This window comes from Brachybacterium sp. EE-P12 (genome assembly GCF_003711805.1).
Classification (GTDB): Bacteria; Actinomycetota; Actinomycetes; order Actinomycetales; family Dermabacteraceae; genus Brachybacterium.
This window is the reverse complement of the sequence record NZ_QXCP01000012.1, coordinates 61,469-80,070: the sequence shown is the minus strand read 5'-3', so window position 1 is coordinate 80,070 and position 18,602 is coordinate 61,469. Positions and strand designations below refer to the sequence as shown.

Annotated in this window: 17 protein-coding genes and 2 pseudogenes; 5 read left to right on the top strand and 14 right to left on the bottom strand. The window is 65.2% G+C overall.

Going from position 1 to position 18,602, the window contains the following annotated elements; all coding sequences use genetic code 11:
- Window positions 1-2: 2 nt before the first annotated feature.
- From D1648_RS16335 to D1648_RS16320, 4 genes are all read right to left on the bottom strand, one after another.
- The gene (locus D1648_RS16335; protein ID WP_122943657.1) at window positions 3-1,982 is read right to left on the bottom strand and encodes a glycoside hydrolase family 43 protein; all 1,980 of its coding nucleotides are present in this window, start codon (window positions 1,980-1,982) and stop codon (window positions 3-5) included.
- A 189-nt stretch (window positions 1,983-2,171) separates the two neighbouring features.
- A complete protein-coding gene (locus tag D1648_RS16330) occupies window positions 2,172-2,990 on the bottom strand; it encodes an AAA family ATPase (RefSeq protein ID WP_017836498.1) in 819 nt (272 codons plus the stop codon).
- Window positions 2,987-4,387 (bottom strand): Mu transposase C-terminal domain-containing protein, encoded by a 1,401-nt coding sequence (locus D1648_RS16325; protein ID WP_017836497.1) that lies wholly within the window; start codon window positions 4,385-4,387, stop codon window positions 2,987-2,989. Before D1648_RS16325 ends, D1648_RS16330 begins: the two co-directional genes overlap by 4 nt.
- Window position 4,388: 1 nt before the next feature.
- Complete coding sequence (locus tag D1648_RS16320) at window positions 4,389-4,991, bottom strand: recombinase family protein (RefSeq protein WP_017836496.1); 603 nt, start codon at window positions 4,989-4,991, stop codon at window positions 4,389-4,391.
- Between the two features lie 332 nt (window positions 4,992-5,323).
- Here D1648_RS16320 and D1648_RS16315 point away from each other — a divergent pair, with 332 nt between their 5' ends.
- Genes D1648_RS16315 through D1648_RS16305 form a run of 3 tightly spaced genes read left to right on the top strand, consistent with a single transcriptional unit; the run spans window position 5,324 to window position 7,739 of the window.
- Entirely contained in the window at window positions 5,324-6,823 is a 1,500-nt protein-coding gene (locus D1648_RS16315) for an MFS transporter (protein ID WP_122943656.1), read from the top strand.
- Window positions 6,824-6,840: 17 nt separating this feature from the next.
- Entirely contained in the window at window positions 6,841-7,413 is a 573-nt protein-coding gene (locus tag D1648_RS16310) for a TetR/AcrR family transcriptional regulator (RefSeq protein ID WP_122943655.1), read from the top strand.
- Window positions 7,410-7,739 (top strand): DUF3817 domain-containing protein, encoded by a 330-nt coding sequence (locus tag D1648_RS16305; RefSeq protein WP_042329407.1) that lies wholly within the window; start codon window positions 7,410-7,412, stop codon window positions 7,737-7,739. Before D1648_RS16310 ends, D1648_RS16305 begins: the two co-directional genes overlap by 4 nt.
- Before the next feature lie 196 nt (window positions 7,740-7,935).
- Here the strand turns inward: D1648_RS16305 and D1648_RS18545 are convergent, their stop codons facing one another.
- The 10 genes and pseudogenes from D1648_RS18545 to D1648_RS16250 form a co-directional block, all read right to left on the bottom strand.
- A complete protein-coding gene (locus D1648_RS18545) occupies window positions 7,936-8,364 on the bottom strand; it encodes a hypothetical protein (RefSeq protein WP_206424830.1) in 429 nt (142 codons plus the stop codon).
- Window positions 8,357-8,587 (bottom strand): helix-turn-helix domain-containing protein, encoded by a 231-nt coding sequence (locus D1648_RS16295; RefSeq protein WP_122943654.1) that lies wholly within the window; start codon window positions 8,585-8,587, stop codon window positions 8,357-8,359. Before D1648_RS16295 ends, D1648_RS18545 begins: the two co-directional genes overlap by 8 nt.
- 21 nt (window positions 8,588-8,608) lie before the next feature.
- The gene (locus tag D1648_RS16290) at window positions 8,609-9,613 is read right to left on the bottom strand and encodes an IS481 family transposase (protein ID WP_122943653.1); all 1,005 of its coding nucleotides are present in this window, start codon (window positions 9,611-9,613) and stop codon (window positions 8,609-8,611) included.
- Window positions 9,610-10,794, bottom strand: coding sequence for a Cmx/CmrA family chloramphenicol efflux MFS transporter (locus D1648_RS16285; RefSeq protein ID WP_122943652.1), 1,185 nt, complete (start codon window positions 10,792-10,794; stop codon window positions 9,610-9,612). Before D1648_RS16285 ends, D1648_RS16290 begins: the two co-directional genes overlap by 4 nt.
- A 710-nt stretch (window positions 10,795-11,504) precedes the next feature.
- Window positions 11,505-12,005: a GNAT family N-acetyltransferase gene (locus tag D1648_RS16280; protein ID WP_000376623.1), complete on the bottom strand. Its 501-nt coding sequence runs from the start codon at window positions 12,003-12,005 to the stop codon at window positions 11,505-11,507.
- A 127-nt stretch (window positions 12,006-12,132) separates the two neighbouring features.
- The gene (gene sul1, locus D1648_RS16270; RefSeq protein ID WP_000259031.1) at window positions 12,133-12,972 is read right to left on the bottom strand and encodes a sulfonamide-resistant dihydropteroate synthase Sul1; all 840 of its coding nucleotides are present in this window, start codon (window positions 12,970-12,972) and stop codon (window positions 12,133-12,135) included.
- Complete coding sequence (locus D1648_RS16265) at window positions 12,966-13,313, bottom strand: quaternary ammonium compound efflux SMR transporter QacE delta 1 (RefSeq protein WP_000679427.1); 348 nt, start codon at window positions 13,311-13,313, stop codon at window positions 12,966-12,968. Before D1648_RS16265 ends, sul1 begins: the two co-directional genes overlap by 7 nt.
- A 116-nt stretch (window positions 13,314-13,429) precedes the next feature.
- Window positions 13,430-14,268 (bottom strand): annotated as a pseudogene (locus D1648_RS16260) (AadA family aminoglycoside 3''-O-nucleotidyltransferase).
- Window positions 14,269-14,369: 101 nt separating this feature from the next.
- Window positions 14,370-14,843: a trimethoprim-resistant dihydrofolate reductase DfrA15 gene (gene dfrA15 / locus D1648_RS16255; RefSeq protein ID WP_001355915.1), complete on the bottom strand. Its 474-nt coding sequence runs from the start codon at window positions 14,841-14,843 to the stop codon at window positions 14,370-14,372.
- 183 nt (window positions 14,844-15,026) lie between these two features.
- A pseudogene (locus D1648_RS16250) lies at window positions 15,027-15,317 on the bottom strand (FAD-dependent oxidoreductase); the annotation flags it as partial.
- 107 nt (window positions 15,318-15,424) lie between these two features.
- Between D1648_RS16250 and D1648_RS16245 the strand changes: the two are divergent.
- Together D1648_RS16245 and D1648_RS16240 are read left to right on the top strand one after the other, a co-directional pair.
- Complete coding sequence (locus tag D1648_RS16245; RefSeq protein WP_019157843.1) at window positions 15,425-15,814, top strand: heavy metal-responsive transcriptional regulator; 390 nt, start codon at window positions 15,425-15,427, stop codon at window positions 15,812-15,814.
- Between the two features lie 438 nt (window positions 15,815-16,252).
- A complete protein-coding gene (locus D1648_RS16240) occupies window positions 16,253-18,583 on the top strand; it encodes a glycoside hydrolase (RefSeq protein ID WP_122943651.1) in 2,331 nt (776 codons plus the stop codon).
- Window positions 18,584-18,602 lie beyond the last annotated feature (19 nt).

Sequence of the window (18,602 nt, the reverse complement as noted above, 5' to 3'; positions counted from 1 at the left end):
GCTCACTCCCGCACGAGCGCGACCCAGCTGACCTGGATGTCCGGCGAACGGGTCGGGTGCAGCGTCAGCGCGATCTCCCCCTCCCGCCCCACGTCGACGCCGCCGTAGGCCGCCGCCTCGACCTCGCCGGTGAACAGCCGCTCCTGCTCGACGACGCTGCCGTTCACTCTCACCTCCGCGGCGCGGTTCGCCCAGGGCCAGGGGTCGTAGTAGCCGACGTGCACGGTGTACGTGCCGGCGACCAGGTCGGAGAAGCGGTAGGTGAGGTCGTCGTGGTCGGTCGCGTAGCGCAGCGAGCGGTCCATCGAGCCGGTCTCGCTCCCGGCCGCCTTCGACCGACCCTCGTAGCCCCAGCGCACGCCGGTCGTCGGGTCGGCGCCGTAGGGCTGGTCCGCGACGGAGCCCTGCAGGCGCATGCCCCGCGCATGCTCGCGCAGCGCGAGATAGTCGTCGGTCTCGGCGCCGCCGGCGCTGACCAGGTGGACCATGTGCCGCGGGACCACGAGCACCTGCCGGCGCAGCGTCAGCCCCTCCTCACCGGAGAGGGCCCCCAGGACCGGCACCAGCCCGGGCCGGTCCAGCTCCGCCTCCCAGGTCACCTCGCGCTGCGAAGTGCTGCCGTCGCCGAGGCGGAGGGTCGCGGTGCGGGGCAGGGCCGAGGTCTCCTCGAGCCCCACCGCCTCGGGAAGGGCGACCTCGACGGTGTACACGGGCTGGGCGGGCTGATCCTCCCAGCGCCAGGAGTCCTCCCACACCAGCGACATCTCCGTCCCCTCGCCGAACCGCAGCGGCAGCCACACGTAGGGCGCGTTCGCGAGGTCCGAGGGGGTCCAGCGGTCGCCCATGTAGATGTAGGTGCCGCGCTCGGGATCGACGGGGATGACGTTCGTGGACTGGGAGCGGAAGGTGTCCGCGGCACCGTCCCCGCTGACGGGATTGCCGTGGTCGGTCCACTCGCCGAGGATCTCGGCGGCGGTCGCGTACTGGGCGGGATTGGGGTCCCAGCCCGTCGCGCCGGAGGTGATCAGGTAGTAGGTGCCCTCCCGCTTGAACAGGGCGGGCGCCTCGCGGTGCGCCCCGATGTAGGGGCGGGTGAAGTCCACGCCCTGGACGGCCTGGTCGGCGGGGGTCGCGAGCTGGGTGAAGTCTTCGTCGAGCCGGGAGATGAACAGGGAGTAGTTCTCCTCGCTCGAGTAGATGATGTAGGCGGTGCCGTCGTCGTCGAGGAAGAGGGTCATGTCGCGGGCCATGCCGGGGTTGTCGGGCTGCCAGTTCGGCTGGCCCTCGGGGGCGTGGTGCAGGCGGTAGCTGTCGATCCAGCGGAACGGCCCGGTGGGGGAGTCGGAGACGGCCACCCCGGCGTTCGCCTTCGCGTACTGGGCGTCGGAGGTGGCCGAGGGCCCGTCGGCATGCACCCACATCACCCAGGTGCCCTTGGCCTTGTTGTGCAGCACCTTGGGGCGCTCGAGGATCGCCGCGGGGGCGTCGGAGGCGGGGTCCGGGACGGTGAGCAGGTCGCGGATCACGGCCGCCTTCTGCTCCTCCGTGTACTCGCCGTAGAGCGCGGTGAAGTACGGATCCGTGTCGATCTCCTCGGCGGTGGCCAGAGCGCGCAGGGCGAGGCCCTCGTCCTGCCAGGAGTAGAGGTCGCGTGAGGAGTAGACGTGCACACCGGGGGAGGAGCCGTAGCCGTTGCTGCGGTCCTCGCCGTACCAGTAGTAGAGCGGCCCCTGCGCATCGGAGCTGGGGACCACCTGCCCGCCGTGGGCCTGGATGACCTTCCCGTCGGTGTCGAGCCAGGGCTCGCCGGGGGTGAAGGTGGGCAGCGGGTCGGCGTCCCCGCTGCCGGAGTCGCCGCTGTCGGCGTCGCCGGCGGCGAGCGCGGGGGCGGTGCCGGTCGCGAGCAGCGCGAGGGGAGAGGCGGCGAGGGCGGCGCCGAGCACGCTGCGGCGGCGGGGACGGGGTGCGGGGGCAGTGGTCACGGAGGACTCCTCATCGAGTCGAGCTGGGGCCGGCGCGCGCGCGGCGCGGCCGGAGGGCACGTTCTGATCACCCTTATCGCACCCTTCGAGAAAAGTGCGCTGCCGTGACCGTAGTCGAGCCGTCCGGGATGCGTGTGACTTTCGCTGTTAAATGGCGGTGTTCTGTCGATGCTCAGTGGCGGTCTTTGTTCAGGTGGTGCCGATGACGAGGGTGCTGGCGGCGGCTTCGATGACGTCGTTGGTGATGGTGTCGAGCTCGTTGATCTTCAGGACGCGCTCGATCTGCGGGAAGAGCCGCTCCAGCAGTCGGAAGTTCCCGCGGGTGATGCGGGTGATGGAAGCGATGGCTTGCGCGTCGGTGAAGTCCTCGGGGTCGAGGGTCTTGCCCAGGGAGCGCCAGTGGCGCTGGAGGACGAACAGCAGCTCGTCCGTGCCCAGGGGCCGGTATTGGTGGGCGAAGCCGACACGACTGTAGAACTGCGGGTAGTGGCTGAACTGCTTCTCCAGGCCGGGCATGCCGATCAGGATCAAGGCGATGTTGTCGCGGTCGTAGCGATCGCGCAGCAGCTCCAGCGCGGTGGGGCGGAGCCGTTCGGACTCATCGACGATGACCAGCTGCACGTGGTTCCTGCCGTGCCGTCGGCCCCACGTCTGCGGGGTGATCTGACCGACTGCCTCCAGATGCTGCTCGATGCAGATATTGGTGCGGGTGATCGCCTGGTCGAGTTCATCCTTCAGCACCCGTGGGGTGGTGAGCACGCTGGGGGTGTAGAGCACGGTACGACTCCGAGCGAGGGCGGCGTAGATCTTGGCGTCGCTGTCGGCGCGCGGACCCCAATAGGTCAGCAGGTCATAGGCCTTCTCCCAGTGGGCGTAGCGGCGCGCGGAGAGTGTCTTGCCCACCCCGGCCGGTCCGAAGCACAGACCGATGGTGTGGCCGCGGCGGACAGCGTCGGCGAACTCGGTGAAGCGGCGGTGCTCTTTGGTCACGATGAAGCGCTGGCTCACCTCAAGTCCTCCTTGTAGACTTTCAGCTTCCGCTTCGGTGCTGGGGCTGGCGGCTCGGCTGTCGATGGCGTCTCAGTGGTGTGCGCGGCTACGACGGCAATGCGTTCATTGATGCCTTGGCGCAGGGCGCGACGGCGCGCGTTGCGGGCAGCCTGGATCTCCTTGAGACTGATCTTCTCGTCGTGATGGTCCTGGTTGACGGCCTTGCACAGGAACTCGTCGTGGTCGAACACGCGGATCTCAGTGATATCGCGCGGGTCGTAGCGGATCACCACCGGCCGTCCGACGTAGCCGGCCAGCGTCGGGGAGACGTAGCGCAGCCCCTGGAAGCGGATGCCATCACGGCGCACCACCCGGGACTGGGCGACCGTGAGCAGCAGCCCGTCGAGGTCTTCCAGGCTCTCGGGCATGCGCGGCAGCCAGCCCTCGGCGATCCACGCGGTGCGCGGCGAGGCACCGAGCTCGCTGTGGGTCCGGTCGTTGTAGGTGGCCACGAACCCCTCCACCGCGCTGTCGAGCTCGGCCAGGGACAGCTTCGGCGTCGGCGCGGGATGGCCCTCGGTGATGTGGCCGGGCAGGTCAGCGAGAAGCTCGGTGTTGACGGTGCCGAAGAACCGCTCGATCTTGCCCCGGCCCTGGGGACGGGCGACGGTGGAGTGGATCAGCCGGATGTGCAGGTCAACAGCGGTGCCGGCGAGGTGGCGGCTGATGAAGTCACTGCCGTGGTCGACATAGAGCACGTCCGGCAGCCCGCACATCGGCCACGCGGGGTCGCTCTTGTGCCAGATAGCCTGCCGCAGCGCCAGGGCGGTGTTCATCGCGGACGGCGCACCCAGGAAGACGGTGTAGCCGCAGATCGCGCGGGAGCAGTCATCGAGGATCGTCGTCAGCCAGGGGCGGACTGGTTTGCCGTCGGTGCCCACCACGAGAATGTCGAGCAGCGTGTGGTCACTTTGCCACATCGCATTCGGTTGTTCGGCGTGCCGGCGCAGCACCAGTTCGTGCTTGTCCCGGTAGGACGCCGCGCCCTCCAGGGCTAGGGTGACCATGCCCGGATCGAGGGCACCCGCGATCGAGCGGACCACCCCGTAGGAAGGCACCGGCCACCCTCGGGTACCGCAGATGTCGGTGACCTTGCGGTGGATCGTGGCGATCGCGGGCCGGGGCTTGCTGAGCGCCAGGCCCTCGATCAACCGCACGAGCTCCCTGGGCAGATGGTGGGCGCCGGCGTCCGAGCGCTGGCCTGTCTCCAGGCCCGCGTACCCGTCGGCACGGTAGCGGGCGTGCCAGCGCTCCAGGGTGCGCAGGCTGATCCCGGTCTCCCGGGCCAGGGCGCTCAGCGGGATACCGTCCTCGACGTGCAGCCGCAGGATGCGCCACCGCGCCGGCCCGTCCACCTCACACCTGCTCGGCGACGGCCTCGCGGGCACGGGCCGCCTGCCGATGGCGATAGAGCGTCGCCCGGGACCAGCCGACGAGTCGGGCGGCGTCCTCGGCGGTGCGGCCCTTCGCGCGGGCATCGCCCGCGATTTCGAGCTTCTCCGCGATCACGGCCGGGTCGACCGGGGGTCGGCCGAAGCGGGTGCCGTTCTGCTTCGCCGCGGCGATCCCCGCATTGACGCGTTCGGTGATCAGCTCGCGCTCATACTCGGCCAAGGTCGCGAGCATGCCCAGCATCATCCGGCCCGATGTCGTCTCCGGGTCGATCCCGTCCGAGACCGATCTGATCTTCACGCCCTGGCCGCGCAGCAGCGTGACCGTATTCAGGACGTCGAGCAGGGACCGGCCCAGCCGGTCGATGCGCCACACCACCACCGTGTCGCCGTCCTCGGCGTAGTCCAGCAGACGTTTCATCCCCGGTCGCTCGATCGCGGTCCGGCTACCCGAGGTCACATCGGAGAACACGTCCCGCTTCTGCACCCCGCCCTCCACCAGCGCATCGACTTGCAGCTGCGCGTCCTGCGTCGCCGTGCTCACCCGCGTATATCCCAGAAGCCTCATACCCCCAGCATGGTGCAGAAAGTCCTGGAAGTCACCGCCTTGAGGCACTTTCCGTCGAGACGACTTCGCAAGACAATCCCGAGAGCGCGTTCACGCAGGAAGCGAACCTGAGGCCGACCACCCGCTGAAAGTCTCATAAACCTGTACCCAACTGAGGCACCAGCTCGTCCGGTTTTGCCTGCATCGAAGTGCCGCGCCTTCGCTCTAAAACCTTCCAAGCTTCGCCGCCCGCACGCCATGCATAGCGCGCGCCGTGAGTCTCTCCCTCCGTCGACTTAACTACACCATCCATCCGGTACAGTTATGTCGTTCACGACGAGGGGAAGACGCGCATGTCCGCGATGACGAAGAGGCGACGCTGGTCGCTGCTGGTGACGGTTGGAGCAGGTCTGCTGCTGATCACCTTGGATAACTCGATTCTCTACACGGCCCTGCCGACGCTGACTGAGGAACTGCAGGCTTCGAACACACAGAACCTCTGGATCATCAATGCCTACCCCCTGGTGATGGCGGGGCTGTTGCTGGGCAGCGGAACCCTGGGGGATCGCATCGGCCACACGCGGATGTTTGTTGTCGGTCTGGTGATCTTCGGACTGGCTTCCCTGCTGGCAGCGTTCGCTCCGTCACCCGAGGTCCTGATCGCTGCGCGTGCTGTGCTCGCTGTCGGTGCGGCAGCGATGATGCCGGCCACCCTGGCGCTGATCCGCACCACTTTCACGGTCGAGCGTGAGCGCAATATCGCCATCGCGGTCTGGGGAAGTATGTCGGTCATCGGGTTCGCCCTCGGCCCGATTATTGGCGGCACACTCCTTGAGTTCTTCTGGTGGGGCTCGGTGTTCTTGATCAACGTGCCCGTTGTGGTGCTGGCGCTGGTCGCTACCTGGCTGATCCGCCCGGCCAACGACCCGGATCCCTCGAAGCGATGGGATGCCATCTCCTCGATCTTGGTGATGATCGGGCTTGTCGGAACGGTGATGGCCATCAAAGAGATCGGCCACGCGCCGCCCTCGGCAACGACCATCATTGTTGCGCTGCTCGTTGCTGCCATCGGGTTCTGGCTGTTCGTGCGCCGTCAGCGAGGTATGGAGCAACCTCTGTTGGAGTTCTCCATCTTCGGCAACCCGGCGTTCACTGCCGGAGTGCTGGCCGCGTCGTTCGCGATGTTCGCGATCGGGGGCATCCAGCTCGTCACCACGCAGCGATTCCAGCAGGTCGCCGGATTCAGCCCGCTGGAAGCTGGGCTCTTGGTCGCCGCGATCGCCGTGGGCACGTTGCCGACAGCGCTCCTGGGGGGCGCGTTCCTGCACCGCACCGGACTGCTCGCGCTCATCACCGGCGGTCTCGCCTTCGCCACCGGCGGCGTCGTGGTGACGGTCATCGGATTCCAGTCGTCCTTCGGCGTGCTGATCCTCGGACTGCTGTTGACCGGAGCTGGTATCGGAGCCGCCTTGGCGGTCGCCTCCACCGCGATTATCGGGAACGTGCCGGTGCGCCGAGCAGGCATGGCCGCCTCGATCGAAGAAGTCTCCTACGAGTTCGGCAGCCTCATTGCAGTGTCCGTGCTCGGGAGCCTGCTCACGGCTATCTACGGCGCACGCGTCGTTCTACCCGACGGCGCCCCGGACGCGGCTGGCAACAGCATCGCTGAGGCACAGGCTGCTGCGCAGGGTGACGCAGAGATCCTCCAGGCGGCGGCGACGGCTTTCGACTCCGCCTACCTCGTTGTGATGCTGGTCGTCGCAGTCGTTCTCGCGGTGGGCGCAGTCATCACCGGAGTGCTTCTGCGCCGGTACCTGCCTGGCACCCAGTCACAGCTGCACTCCGAGCACTGACCGAGAAAGGACCGCCCATGCGGACCAGTAAACGGGACACGATCCTCAAGGCCGCCCTCAGCGTTGTCGAGACCGACGGCGTCACGGCGATCACGTACGAATCCGTCGCCGCCGCCTCCGGACTCACCAAAGGCGGGCTGCTCTACCACTTCCCCTCGAAGGACGCCATGATGCTCGCGCTGCACGAACATCAAGCCCAGCACTGGGACGAGGAGATGATCCACGCACTGGGCAAGGACCCGGATGAGGCATCGCAGGATGAGCGACTCGCCGCCTATGCCCGAGTCAGCGCCCGCGGCGCCACCGGCGCGGAGTTACTGCTTATGCTCGAAGCGAGCACCGACAGCGAGCTCAGCAAGCCGTGGAAACGAGTCATCACTCGCTGGGTCCCCGACCCCGCCAGCATCGACCCGACCGACCCTCGGGCACTGCAGAAGATGGTCGCCTACCTCGCTGCCGACGGTCTTTGGCTCAGCGAATCCGTCGGCGCGATCCCACTACCCCACCAGCTGCGCGCCGCGCTGGCAGAGCACCTCGCCCGCTCCGTCGCGGACGCAGACGAACTCCCGAGCAACGAGGCGAACCAATGAGCGCAAGCACCCAGCAGCGTTATGGACTTCCGCTTGTGGCAAGAGTCTCCATCGTCGCGGCCTTTCTCGAAGCCTTCACCTGGGCTGGTCTGCTCGCGGGGATGTTCCTCAAGTACGTGACGGGCACAACCGACGTCGGTGTCAGCATCTTCGGCGCCCTGCACGGCGGCATGTTCCTCATCTACCTCGCCATAGCGCTCATCACCGCCATCACCCTGCGGTGGCCATGGCGGGTCACAGCTCTCTCGATCATCGCCGCGGTACCGCCACTGACGACCATTCCCCTGGAGATCTGGCTACGTCGACGAGGACACCTCAGCTGCTGACGATGACACTGCCGCCCTCGCATCGGCGGCAGGACTCTCGACCACGGACGGCCAGACCACGCTTGTCATCGGTACCACCAACTAAAGCCGCCACGGAGCATCGACAGAACACCGCCATTTACCGGCGAAGGTCACAGGATTTCCGGCCCGCCGGCACCTCTCCCCGCCGGCTGGCGAGCCCGCCCAGAAACGATCGTTATTGGGATGCGCCGGTCGCGCCGGCGAGGAGTTGATGACGTGCGAGGTCGCGGTAGAGGTGACTGCTGTTCAGGAGTTCGGTGTGGGTGCCGGTGGCGGTGACGCGGCCGGCGTCGAGGACGATGATCTGGTCGGCATCGGCCACGGTGGCCAGCCGGTGGGCCACGATCAGCACGGTTCGCCCGACGGCAGACAGGCCCGCGCCCACGACGAGGCCGACCAGCACCGCGACCGCACCGGTGAGTGCTCGTCCCTCTCCCACGGCGGTGATGACCTGGTTGACCATCACCGGCTGCGCTAGGTTCAGCCCGGCACCCACCAACGAGATGACCAGCACGATCACCAGCACGCCGCGGTGCTCCCGCAGGTAAGAAAACAACTCACGCAGTCCCGCCTTGGGCGGTGCGGCAGTCTCGCTGTCAGTCACGGCTGAACCTTGTTCCGCCGTACTTCTTGTGGACCGCCTGCCGACTCACGCCCAGCAGACGAGCGATCTGCGCCCACGACGCACCACTCATCCTCGCCCGCCGCACAATAACCGCCTCCGCGCGATTGACCTCGCGATGCAGCTCGGCCACCGCGGCCAGCGCCCGCAGCGGGTCATCGTCGCCCGCCTGGATCACCAATGCGCTCATCTCCTGCTTACCCATCTCAACCGCTCTCCTTCGCGCCTAGGTGTAGGAGGGCAGGACGTTGGTGACGCCAGCACGGAGCCGAGATGCTGGGGGATGTCCGCCCGCTCCGCTGTGGGGGCGGTGGTAGTTGTAGTGGATATTCCAGATTCCGATCGCGGTGTCGCGGGCTTCTTCGCTCTCGAACTCTCGGGCGTACAGCAGCTCTTCGGCCAGGATTCTTTGGTAGCGCTCTACCTTCCCGTTGTGTCGCGGCGTGTAGGGCCTGGTCTTCTGGTGGCGCGTGCGGTTGCCTACGATCCGAGCAAAGTCGCCCGAGCGGTAGCACGCACCGTTGTCGGTGATGATGCGGTGGATGTGCGAGATCCCGTGCGCGGCGAACCAGGCCTTAGCTCGGGCGAGGAACGCTGCCGCGGTGGTTCCCTTCTCGTCGGTCAGCGGCTCGGTGTACGAGAGTCGGGAGAATCCGTCGATGGCGGAGTGCAGGTACGTGTAACCCCGCTTCGCCCCAGCTGACTTCGCGCGACCAGCAGTCCTAGCCTGGTCGCTGTTGCGTCCGTGAATGTGCCAGCCGCCGCCGTCAGGGATTCGGCCGACCTTCTTCACGTCGAGGTGCACCATATGGCCGGGCCAGCGAGCGGTGATCTTCCCAGGCTTGCGATTGATATCGCCGCCAGGGTCGATGAATCGGCGTCGACCAAGGCCGAGCCGGCTCAGGTGTCGGCTGACGGTACGCCGGTTGATCCTGACGTCCAGCTCGGCGAGCTCGTAGGTGATGCGCTGGGCAGACCACTTATGCTCTCGCCGCCAGAACTCGATCCTTTGGATGACACAGGCTGCTGTCGCGGTACGGCTGTGGTGGGGCGTCGAGGCACGGTCTTGGAGCCCGGCTTCGCCATGCCGTCTCCACCGGTTAACCCACTTCGAAGCGCACGCGCGTGATACGCCCATCTCGGCAGCAACGTGCGTGATCGGACGGGTCAGGCACCGATTCACGAGTCGGCGTCGACCTTCCAAGCTCAGCGGAGCATTGGCGTGCGTCACTTAGCGGCCCCCACATCCCGTACCTGCGGGGCGATTATGCGCAGCGTGGGCAGCATGACGAGGAGTGCGAGAGCGGTTAGCGCGGTCGCTGCCCACACGGGCCCGAGGTTGCTCGAGCTCTCGAGCGTTATCGCTCCGAGTGCCGGACCAGCAGCGGCCCCGATGTTGAGAGCGGCGGTCGCGTAGGAACCACCCATAGTGGGCGCTTCCGACGCTGCGTAGAGCACTCGAGCGATCAAGGTGCTTCCCACAGCGAATGCCAGCATTCCCAGCAGGAACACCAGGACGAGCAACGTCACGGAGTACCCAGCGAGCACCGCGAGCAACAGCCACCCGACCAACAGGAGCGGCGCGGCCACAACGAGGACCATTCGCGGGTGCTGGTCAGAAAGTCGCCCGGCAATGCTGACTCCCATGAAGGACCCGATTCCGAACAGCACAAGAGCCACCGATATCCACACCTGGCCCAGACCCGCTGTCCCGGTCACGACCGGGGCGAGGAATGTGAACGCGGCGAACGTCCCGCCATTGACTAGCGCAGCGAGCAGCATCCCTGTGAATAGACGGGGCACGCCAAGCTGCGCCAACTCGAAGGCGAGAGACGGGCCAGCGTTGGCGCTGTCCTGCGTGTCTCTCGGCTGTGGACGGATCCCGGCGAGAATGCCGATTGCAGCAGGAACGCACAAGAAAGCAATCGCCCAGAACGTGGCCCGCCATCCCAGCGCCGTACCAAGTAGAGCCCCTGCGGGAACACCCGCGACCATGGCGATCGTGGTGCCCGAGAGGAGGATGGCAAGAGCGCGCCCCTTCCGGCTGGGGTCCACGAGGCGGGTCGCGGTGCTGAGGGCAACGGCCAGGAACCCCGCGTTGGCGACCGCAGCCACCACACGGGTTGCGAACAGCACGGAGAAGGTCTCGGCAGTGGCGGCAACGATGTGGCAGGCGGCGAAGATCACCACGCATCCGAGCAAAGTGGTCCGGGCGGGCCACCGACGGGTGAGAGCTGCCATCGCGGGCGCACCGAGGATCATCCCGACCGCAAAGGCAGAGGTGAGTAACCCAGCTGTGCCGACAGAGACACCGACGCTGGCGGCGATGTCTGGCACGAGGCCAGCGAGCATGAACTCAGATGTGCCCATGGCGAAGACTGCCAGGGCAAGCAGGTAGAGGGCGAAGGGCATGGAGGACTCCGAGGAACGAGAACGAAAAGAGGGAACGTCTCGTCACCACGGCCAGCGCCCAGGGATTTGACCTAGAGCCCGCTCAGCGCACAGGCGCAGGCAGCGGGTTAAGGACTCAAGAGGTCTGGGGGCTGACGGTGTGACCGTAAGCCCCCTGAGTGTCTGATTCGGGGCACGCCATGCTCCTCATCCTACTGACGCTCCCTCGACATCGCACATCCTTTGCACGAGCCGCGGCACCGTCATCAACGTCCTGCCCTGCAACACCTAGGCGTCAACGTACGTTGACATGCTGATGAATGTCAACCGGGGATGACACTTATGGGCCGCCACGGAGCATCGACAGAACCCCGCCACATAACGGCGTAAGCCACAGCAGACTGTCGGCTTTGGTATCTCTCATAAACGGATGTTTTTGAGAGAACTATCTTCGGCCTTCACACGCACGAAAGGCGGCGAAGCTCCGCCGTTAATCCGTCCGCCGGAGATCTCGCCCAGGCAGGCTGAAGGCCGAGCAAGCCTGACAGGCCCGAAAAGCCCGGCACGGGCGTCGGCGGCGATGACGGCGGCGGCATTATCCAGGGTTGATGATGGAAGTGGAGGATATCGACAACCTCTCGCGCAACCAAGACATCGCGGTCGGACTGCAAGTGATCTTGAAGCCACGGGCCCGTCCCACCCCGACATGGACCTCGATGCCCGAACGGACGTTAGATTTCGAGTTCTAGGCGTTCTGCGATGAAGGTTGGATCCCAGCCGGGATTGAAAGTGTCGACGTGGGTGAATCCGAGCCGCTCGTATAGGCCACGCAGGTTCGGGTGGCAGTCGAGCCGCAGCTTGGCGCACCCCTGCGTTCGCGCGGCATGGCGGCAAGCCTCGATCAGCGCGGAGCTGACACCCCGGCCCGCATGTGTCCGTCGCACCGCGAGCTTGTGCAGATATGCGGCCTCCCCCTTGAGGGCGTCGGGCCAGAACTCGGGATCCTCGGCCGACAAGGTGCAACAGCCGACGATGCCGTCGCTGCAACTCGCGACTAGGAGCTCGGATCTCAGGACGAAGGTCTCCGCGAATGTCCGGTCGATCCGCGCGACGTCCCAGGCGGGCGTTCCCTTGGCGGACATCCACGCCGCAGCGTCGTGCATCAGCCGCACAACCTCGTCGATATCACCCGAGCAGGCGACCCGAACGTTCGGAGGCTCCTCGCTGTCCATTCGCTCCCCTGGCGCGGTATGAACCGCCGCCTCATAGTGCAGTTTGATCCTGACGAGCCCAGCATGTCTGCGCCCACCTTCGCGGAACCTGACCAGGGTCCGCTAGCGGGCGGCCGGAAGGTGAATGCTAGGCATGATCTAACCCTCGGTCTCTGGCGTCGCGACTGCGAAATTTCGCGAGGGTTTCCGAGAAGGTGATTGCGCTTCGCAGATCTCCAGGCGCGTGGGTGCGGACGTAGTCAGCGCCATTGCCGATCGCGTGAAGTTCCGCCGCAAGGCTCGCTGGACCCAGATCCTTTACAGGAAGGCCAACGGTGGCGCCCAAGAAGGATTTCCGCGACACCGAGACCAATAGCGGAAGCCCCAACGCCGACTTCAGCTTTTGAAGGTTCGACAGCACGTGCAGCGATGTTTCCGGTGCGGGGCTCAAGAAAAATCCCATCCCCGGATCGAGGATGAGCCGGTCGGCAGCGACCCCGCTCCGTCGCAAGGCGGAAACCCGCGCCTCGAAGAACCGCACAATCTCGTCGAGCGCGTCTTCGGGTCGAAGGTGACCGGTGCGGGTGGCGATGCCATCCCGCTGCGCTGAGTGCATAACCACCAGCCTGCAGTCCGCCTCAGCAATATCGGGATAGAGCGCAGGGTCAGGAAATCCTTGGATATCGTTCAGGTAGCCCACGCCGCGCTTGAGCGCATAGCGCTGGGTTTCCGGTTGGAAGCTGTCGATTGAAACACGGTGCATCTGATCGGACAGGGCGTCTAAGAGCGGCGCAATACGTCTGATCTCATCGGCCGGCGATACAGGCCTCGCGTCCGGATGGCTGGCGGCCGGTCCGACATCCACGACGTCTGATCCGACTCGCAGCATTTCGATCGCCGCGGTGACAGCGCCGGCGGGGTCTAGCCGCCGGCTCTCATCGAAGAAGGAGTCCTCGGTGAGATTCAGAATGCCGAACACCGTCACCATGGCGTCGGCCTCCGCAGCGACTTCCACGATGGGGATCGGGCGAGCAAAAAGGCAGCAATTATGAGCCCCATACCTACAAAGCCCCACGCATCAAGCTTTTGCCCATGAAGCAACCAGGCAATGGCTGTAATTATGACGACGCCGAGTCCCGACCAGACTGCATAAGCAACACCGACAGGGATGGATTTCAGAACCAGAGAAAGAAAATAAAATGCGATGCCATAACCGATTATGACAACGGCGGAAGGGGCAAGCTTAGTAAAGCCCTCGCTAGATTTTAATGCGGATGTTGCGATTACTTCGCCAACTATTGCGATAACAAGAAAAAGCCAGCCTTTCATGATGTATCTCCCAATTTGTGTAGGGCTTATTATGCACGCTTAAAAATAATAAAAGCAGACTTGACCTGATAGTTTGGCTGTGAGCAATTATGTGCTTAGTGCATCTAACGCCGGAGTTAAGCCGCCGCGCGTAGCGCGGTCGGCTTGAACGAATTGTTAGACATCATTTACCAACTGACTTGATGATCTCGCCTTTCACAAAGCGAATAAATTCTTCCAAGTGATCTGCGCGTGAGGCCAAGTGATCTTCTTTTTGTCCCAGATAAGCTTGCTTAGCTTCAAGTAAGACGGGCTGATACTGGGCAGGTAGGCGTTTTATTGCCCAGTCGGCAGCGACATCCTTCGGCGCGATTTTGCCGGTTATTGCGCTGTACCAAATGCGGGACAACGTAAGCACTACATTTCGCTCATCGCCGGCCCAGTCGGGCTGCGAGTTCCATAGCTTCAAGGTTTCCCTCAGCGCCTCGAATAGATCCTGTTCAGGAACCGGGTCAAAGAATTCCTCCGCTGCCGGACCTACCAAGGCAACGCTATGTTCTCTTGCTTTTGTAAGCAGGATAGCTAGATCAATGTCGATCATGGCTGGCTCGAAGATACCCGCAAGAATGTCATTGCGCTGCCATTCTCCAAATTGCAGCTCGCGCTTAGCCGGATAACGCCACGGGATGATGTCGTCATGCACGACAAGGGTGACTTCTATAGCGCGGAGCGTCTCGCTCTCGCCAGGGAAAGCCGAAGCCTCCATAAGGTCATTGAGCAATGCTCGCCGCGTCGTTTCATCAAGCTTTACGGCCACAGTAACCAACAAATCAATATCGCTGTATGGCTTCAGGCCGCCATCCACTGCGGAGCCGTACAAATGCACGGCCAGCAACGTTGATTCCAGATGGCGCTCAATGACGCTTAGCACCTCTGATAGTTGGTTCGAAATTTCGATGGTCACCGCTACCCTCATGATGTCTAACGTCTGGCACAGCTGCCGACAAAATTGGCGCTTGTTTTGCCGGCTTTTTGGCAAAACAAGTGACACTTTTGGCGGTCAGTTGCTGCCACTTGTTAACCCTTTTGCCAGATTTGGTAACTATAATTTATGTTAGACACGAAGTCTTGGCTAAAAACTGGCCTAAAACTACTGGGGATTTCTGGAAAATAGACATCACCTTCTGGCTCAATGTCGATTGTTGAAATATGTAAAGTATCAACTTTATCGATCAGGCTTTTGTATATTTCACCACCACCAGACACAATCACATGATCCGTTATCGTCTTCAGATGATTTAGCGCTTCATCGATAGATGGAAATACCAATACATTCTCATCACTGGAAGTGAAGCTTGAACGAGTTACAACGGCATATTTTCGGTTGGGTAAAGCCCCCATTGACTCGAAAGTCTTTCGGCCTACCAAAAGCCACTGATTATAGGTAATCGCTTTGAAGAGTAATTGTTCCCCTTTGGCACTCCATGGAATATCTGGGCCATTTCCGATAACTCCATTCTTCGAAATTGCTGCCATTAGTGATAGTTTCACGATACTTCCTTAGGGGTTAACTTTGTTTTAGGGCGACTGCCCTGCTGCGTAACATCGTTGCTGCTCCATAACATCAAACATCGACCCACGGCGTAACGCGCTTGCTGCTTGGATGCCCGAGGCATAGACTGTACAAAAAAACAGTCATAACAAGCCATGAAAACCGCCACTGCGCCGTTACCACCGCATCGCCTCGACCAGGTCCTGCTTGCCACCCACCAGCCCGGGCATGTCGACCGCGCCCGCGGTGGCGGCGATCCCCGGGAACCGGGAGCCCGCGTCCGCGGCCACGTGGCGGGCCTCGGCGGCCGCTATCAGCGCCTTGGACGGCACGCACCCGGTGTTCACGCAGGTGCCGCCGAACGTACCGCGCTCGACCATCACCACCGACTTGCCCAGCGTGGTGGCGCGGATCGCTGCGGCGAACGCCGCGCCACCCGACCCGATCACGGCCAGATCAATCTTCGACTGCATCCCGAACCCTCCCCGGACTGTTGAGAAATCCTCCTGATGCGGCGATACTAAAGCTTCCAGTACAGGGGAAGGTCAAGGGTGAGACCTGTGACACACGAGGGGTGAGGATGCGGATCGGGGAGCTCGCTGAAGCGGCCGGCACGACCACGAAGACTCTGCGGTTCTATGAAGACCAGGGGCTCTTGCCCCCGGCCGAGCGCACGCCCGGCGGCTACCGCGACTACACGACCGAGAGCCTCACCCGGATCGACTTCATCCACCGCGGCCAAGCCGCCGGACTCTCCCTCGCCCAGATCCGGCAGGTCCTCGACATCCGCGACCACGGCCAAGCTCCCTGCGATCACGTACGCGACCTGCTCGACGCACGCCTGACCGACATTGACCTGAAACTCAGACAGCTCCACGACCTGCGCGACACCCTCGCCGGGCTACGCGACCAGGCCGAGCACGTTGAGCCCGACACGTGCAGCTCCGACCAGGTCTGCCGGTACCTGTAGCCAAGCCCGACGCCGCACGGACACGCCATCGAGGGGTGGTGGTCGACCGAGCCCCAGCCGCACAGCTGGAACGTTCCGCCTCGACCTACTGACACGAAAGTGTCAGCGGCGCAGTGGGCATCGGAACTGCGCCCGAGGGACTCACAGCACGTATCGATCCGGGTGGGTCGACAGGGGTGAGGGTCGCCAACCCCGGTAGTCGTATGGGGATGGCCTTACGGACACGCAGGGCATCGCTACCACCCCCTCGCGTGCGAGGGAGTGGAGGCCGCCACTGAGCGTCTGAAAAACCCCGCCAATTAGCGGACAAAGTCACAGGGATGCGGAAGGGGGTCGGGCGACTTTCCCGGATCGCTGGACGCCTCGAACATCGCCACTTACGCTAAGGGTCACGAAAAGCGGGTTCGACGATGATCCGCCCGAGGAGACGAGCACCTGATGACCGCAGCGCCCCGACCGTCCGCGCCCCTCAGCCGCCGAACCCTGCTCGGCACCGGTCTCGCCGTCGGCCTCGCGGCAGGGGCCGGCGCCCCGGCTGCCGCAGCCCCGGCCGGGCGGGGCGGCGCCGCGCTGTCGGAGACTGACCGCGCCGCGCCGTCGGGCCGGACGGATGCCGCACCGTCGGGCCGGACGGATGCCGCGCCCGCCTACCGGATCACGATCGACCCGGGCGCCGTCCACCAGCGGATCGACGGCTTCGGCGCCTCCGGCGCCTGGTGGTCGCAGAACCTGGGCACCTGGCAGGACGCACGGCGGCGCGAGGTGGCGAGCCTGCTGTTCTCGCGAACCCACGGCATCGGACTGTCCCAGTACCGGTACAACATCGGCGGCGGCATCGACGAGACGATCACCGACCCCTGGCGCACCGCCGAGACCTTCGAGACGGGGCCCGGCCGCTACGACTGGGACCGCGACGCCGCGGCCCGTTGGTTCCTCCGTGCTGCGAAGGAGCACGGCGTCGACGACTTCGTCGCCTTCGTGAACTCCCCGCCCCGCCGCCTCACCGCCAACGGCCGCACCTACGGCGACCCCGGCACCTCGAACCTCCCGCCCGAGCATCACGAGGAGTTCGTGCAGTATCTGCTCGACGTGGTCCGGCGCTTCCGCGACCACGAGGGGATCGACTTCCGCTTCATCAGCCCGATCAACGAGCCGCAGTGGACCTGGGACGGCCCCGGGCAGGAGGGCTGCCACTACGAGCCGGAGCAGGTCCGCGAGCTCACCGCGCTCGCGGTGCAGGCCTTCGCGGACAGCGACCTGGACACCCTCGTCTCCGCCCCCGAGGCCGGCGAGTACCGCTCCCTCTACTCCGAGCAGGACTACCTCTCCCACCTGCTGGAGGACGAGGGCATCCGCGAGGGCCTCGGCGAGCTCGCGACCCACTCCTACTGGTCCACCGACGCCCAGCGCGAGCTCGCCGCCGCCCGCATGGCGGAGTTCCCCGAGGTCACCTTCAGCATGACCGAGTGGTGCGAGATGGTCGGCGGGCGCGACGCCGGGATGGACTCCGCCCTCGTGCTCGCCCGCACCGTGCACTCGGACCTGACCATCGCGAACGTCTCCGCCTGGCAGTACTGGATCGCGGTGAGCCGCTACGACTACCACGACGGCCTGCTCTACACCGACTACGTCGCCCCCGGGGACGAGGAGACGATCCAGCAGACGCAGCGGCTGTGGGCGCTCGGCAACTACAGCCGCTTCCTCCGCCCCGGCGCTCGCCGCATCGGCCTCGAGGTCGCACCGAGCGATCAGTCGGAGGGCGAGATGGCGCGCATCCCCTTCGTCGAGCCGGAGATCGCCTCCGACATCGTGCCCGGCGAGCGACTGTTCCGGATCGAGGACGACGCGGGCGACGACCACGGCCCCGGCAGCTACACGTACCCCGGCAGCGCAGTCTTCACCCCGGGCAGCTTCGACCTCCTGTCCGTCGAGGCGGTCGACGGCGGCGAGGACGTCCTGTTCTCGATCCGCCTCGGCGCGGACCTCGTGGACCCGTGGGGCGACTCCCCGGTCGGCTACGACCTGCAGAACATCGACATCTACGTCGACACGCGCGCCGAGGGCGGCTTCACGGAACTGCTGCCCGGCCGCCGGGCGCTGGTCGCCGACGGCTTCGCCTGGGACCGGGCGGTCTTCGCGACCGGCCGGACCGACGTCGCCGAGCAGGACGTCGCCCAGAAGGTCCCCGCCGACATGCGCGAGGCGCTCTTCGTCCCCCTCGAGGACCGTCAGAGCATCGACGGCGACGTGCTCACGCTGCGCGTGCCGACGTCGTTCCTGGGGCAGATGCGCCCCGGATGGGCGATCCAGGTGGTGGTGACCGGCTCCGACGGCTCGATGGAGGAGGACTCACTGCGTGTGCGGGAGGTGCGCGCCGAGGCGTCGGAGTGGAACTTCGGCGGCGGCTCCGACGGGGGCGAGGACCCGAACGTGCTCGACCTGCTGGTCCCGTCGGGCATGACGCAGGCGGAGGCTCTCGCCTGGACCCCGGCGAGCCGCATCGAGGTCCACGCCTCGGCCTTCGTCGACGAGGAGACCGACAGCCTCGTCGTCGTCGCGCTCAACGAGTCCGCGCAGGAGCAGGTCGTCGAGCTCGCGATCCCCCACGAGTCCAGGAGCCTGCTGCTGACCCCCTACCGCACCGCCGAGGGCGAGGCCCTCGCGCAGGGCCGGCGCCTCCCGCTCGTGCGCGCCGCCGACGGGCTGCTGCGCGGCACGGTCGCGCTCGCCCCGCGGTCGATCACGACCTACACCGCGCCCTTCGGCTGAGCGGTCGCAGCCTCTCGAC

Bases quoted from the DNA above. Each gene is read 5' to 3' on its own strand.
- D1648_RS16320 (WP_017836496.1), bottom strand. From the start codon at position 4,991: ATGAGGCTTCTGGGATATACGCGGGTGAGCACGGCGACGCAGGACGCG.
- D1648_RS16315 (WP_122943656.1), top strand. From the start codon at position 5,324: ATGTCCGCGATGACGAAGAGGCGACGCTGGTCGCTGCTGGTGACGGTT.
- D1648_RS16310 (WP_122943655.1), top strand. From the start codon at position 6,841: ATGCGGACCAGTAAACGGGACACGATCCTCAAGGCCGCCCTCAGCGTT.
- D1648_RS16305 (WP_042329407.1), top strand. From the start codon at position 7,410: ATGAGCGCAAGCACCCAGCAGCGTTATGGACTTCCGCTTGTGGCAAGA.
- D1648_RS16295 (WP_122943654.1), bottom strand. From the start codon at position 8,587: ATGGGTAAGCAGGAGATGAGCGCATTGGTGATCCAGGCGGGCGACGAT.
- D1648_RS16285 (WP_122943652.1), bottom strand. From the start codon at position 10,794: ATGCCCTTCGCCCTCTACCTGCTTGCCCTGGCAGTCTTCGCCATGGGC.
- D1648_RS16280 (WP_000376623.1), bottom strand. From the start codon at position 12,005: ATGGACAGCGAGGAGCCTCCGAACGTTCGGGTCGCCTGCTCGGGTGAT.
- sul1 (WP_000259031.1), bottom strand. From the start codon at position 12,972: ATGGTGACGGTGTTCGGCATTCTGAATCTCACCGAGGACTCCTTCTTC.
- D1648_RS16265 (WP_000679427.1), bottom strand. From the start codon at position 13,313: ATGAAAGGCTGGCTTTTTCTTGTTATCGCAATAGTTGGCGAAGTAATC.
- D1648_RS16245 (WP_019157843.1), top strand. From the start codon at position 15,425: ATGCGGATCGGGGAGCTCGCTGAAGCGGCCGGCACGACCACGAAGACT.
- D1648_RS16240 (WP_122943651.1), top strand. From the start codon at position 16,253: ATGACCGCAGCGCCCCGACCGTCCGCGCCCCTCAGCCGCCGAACCCTG.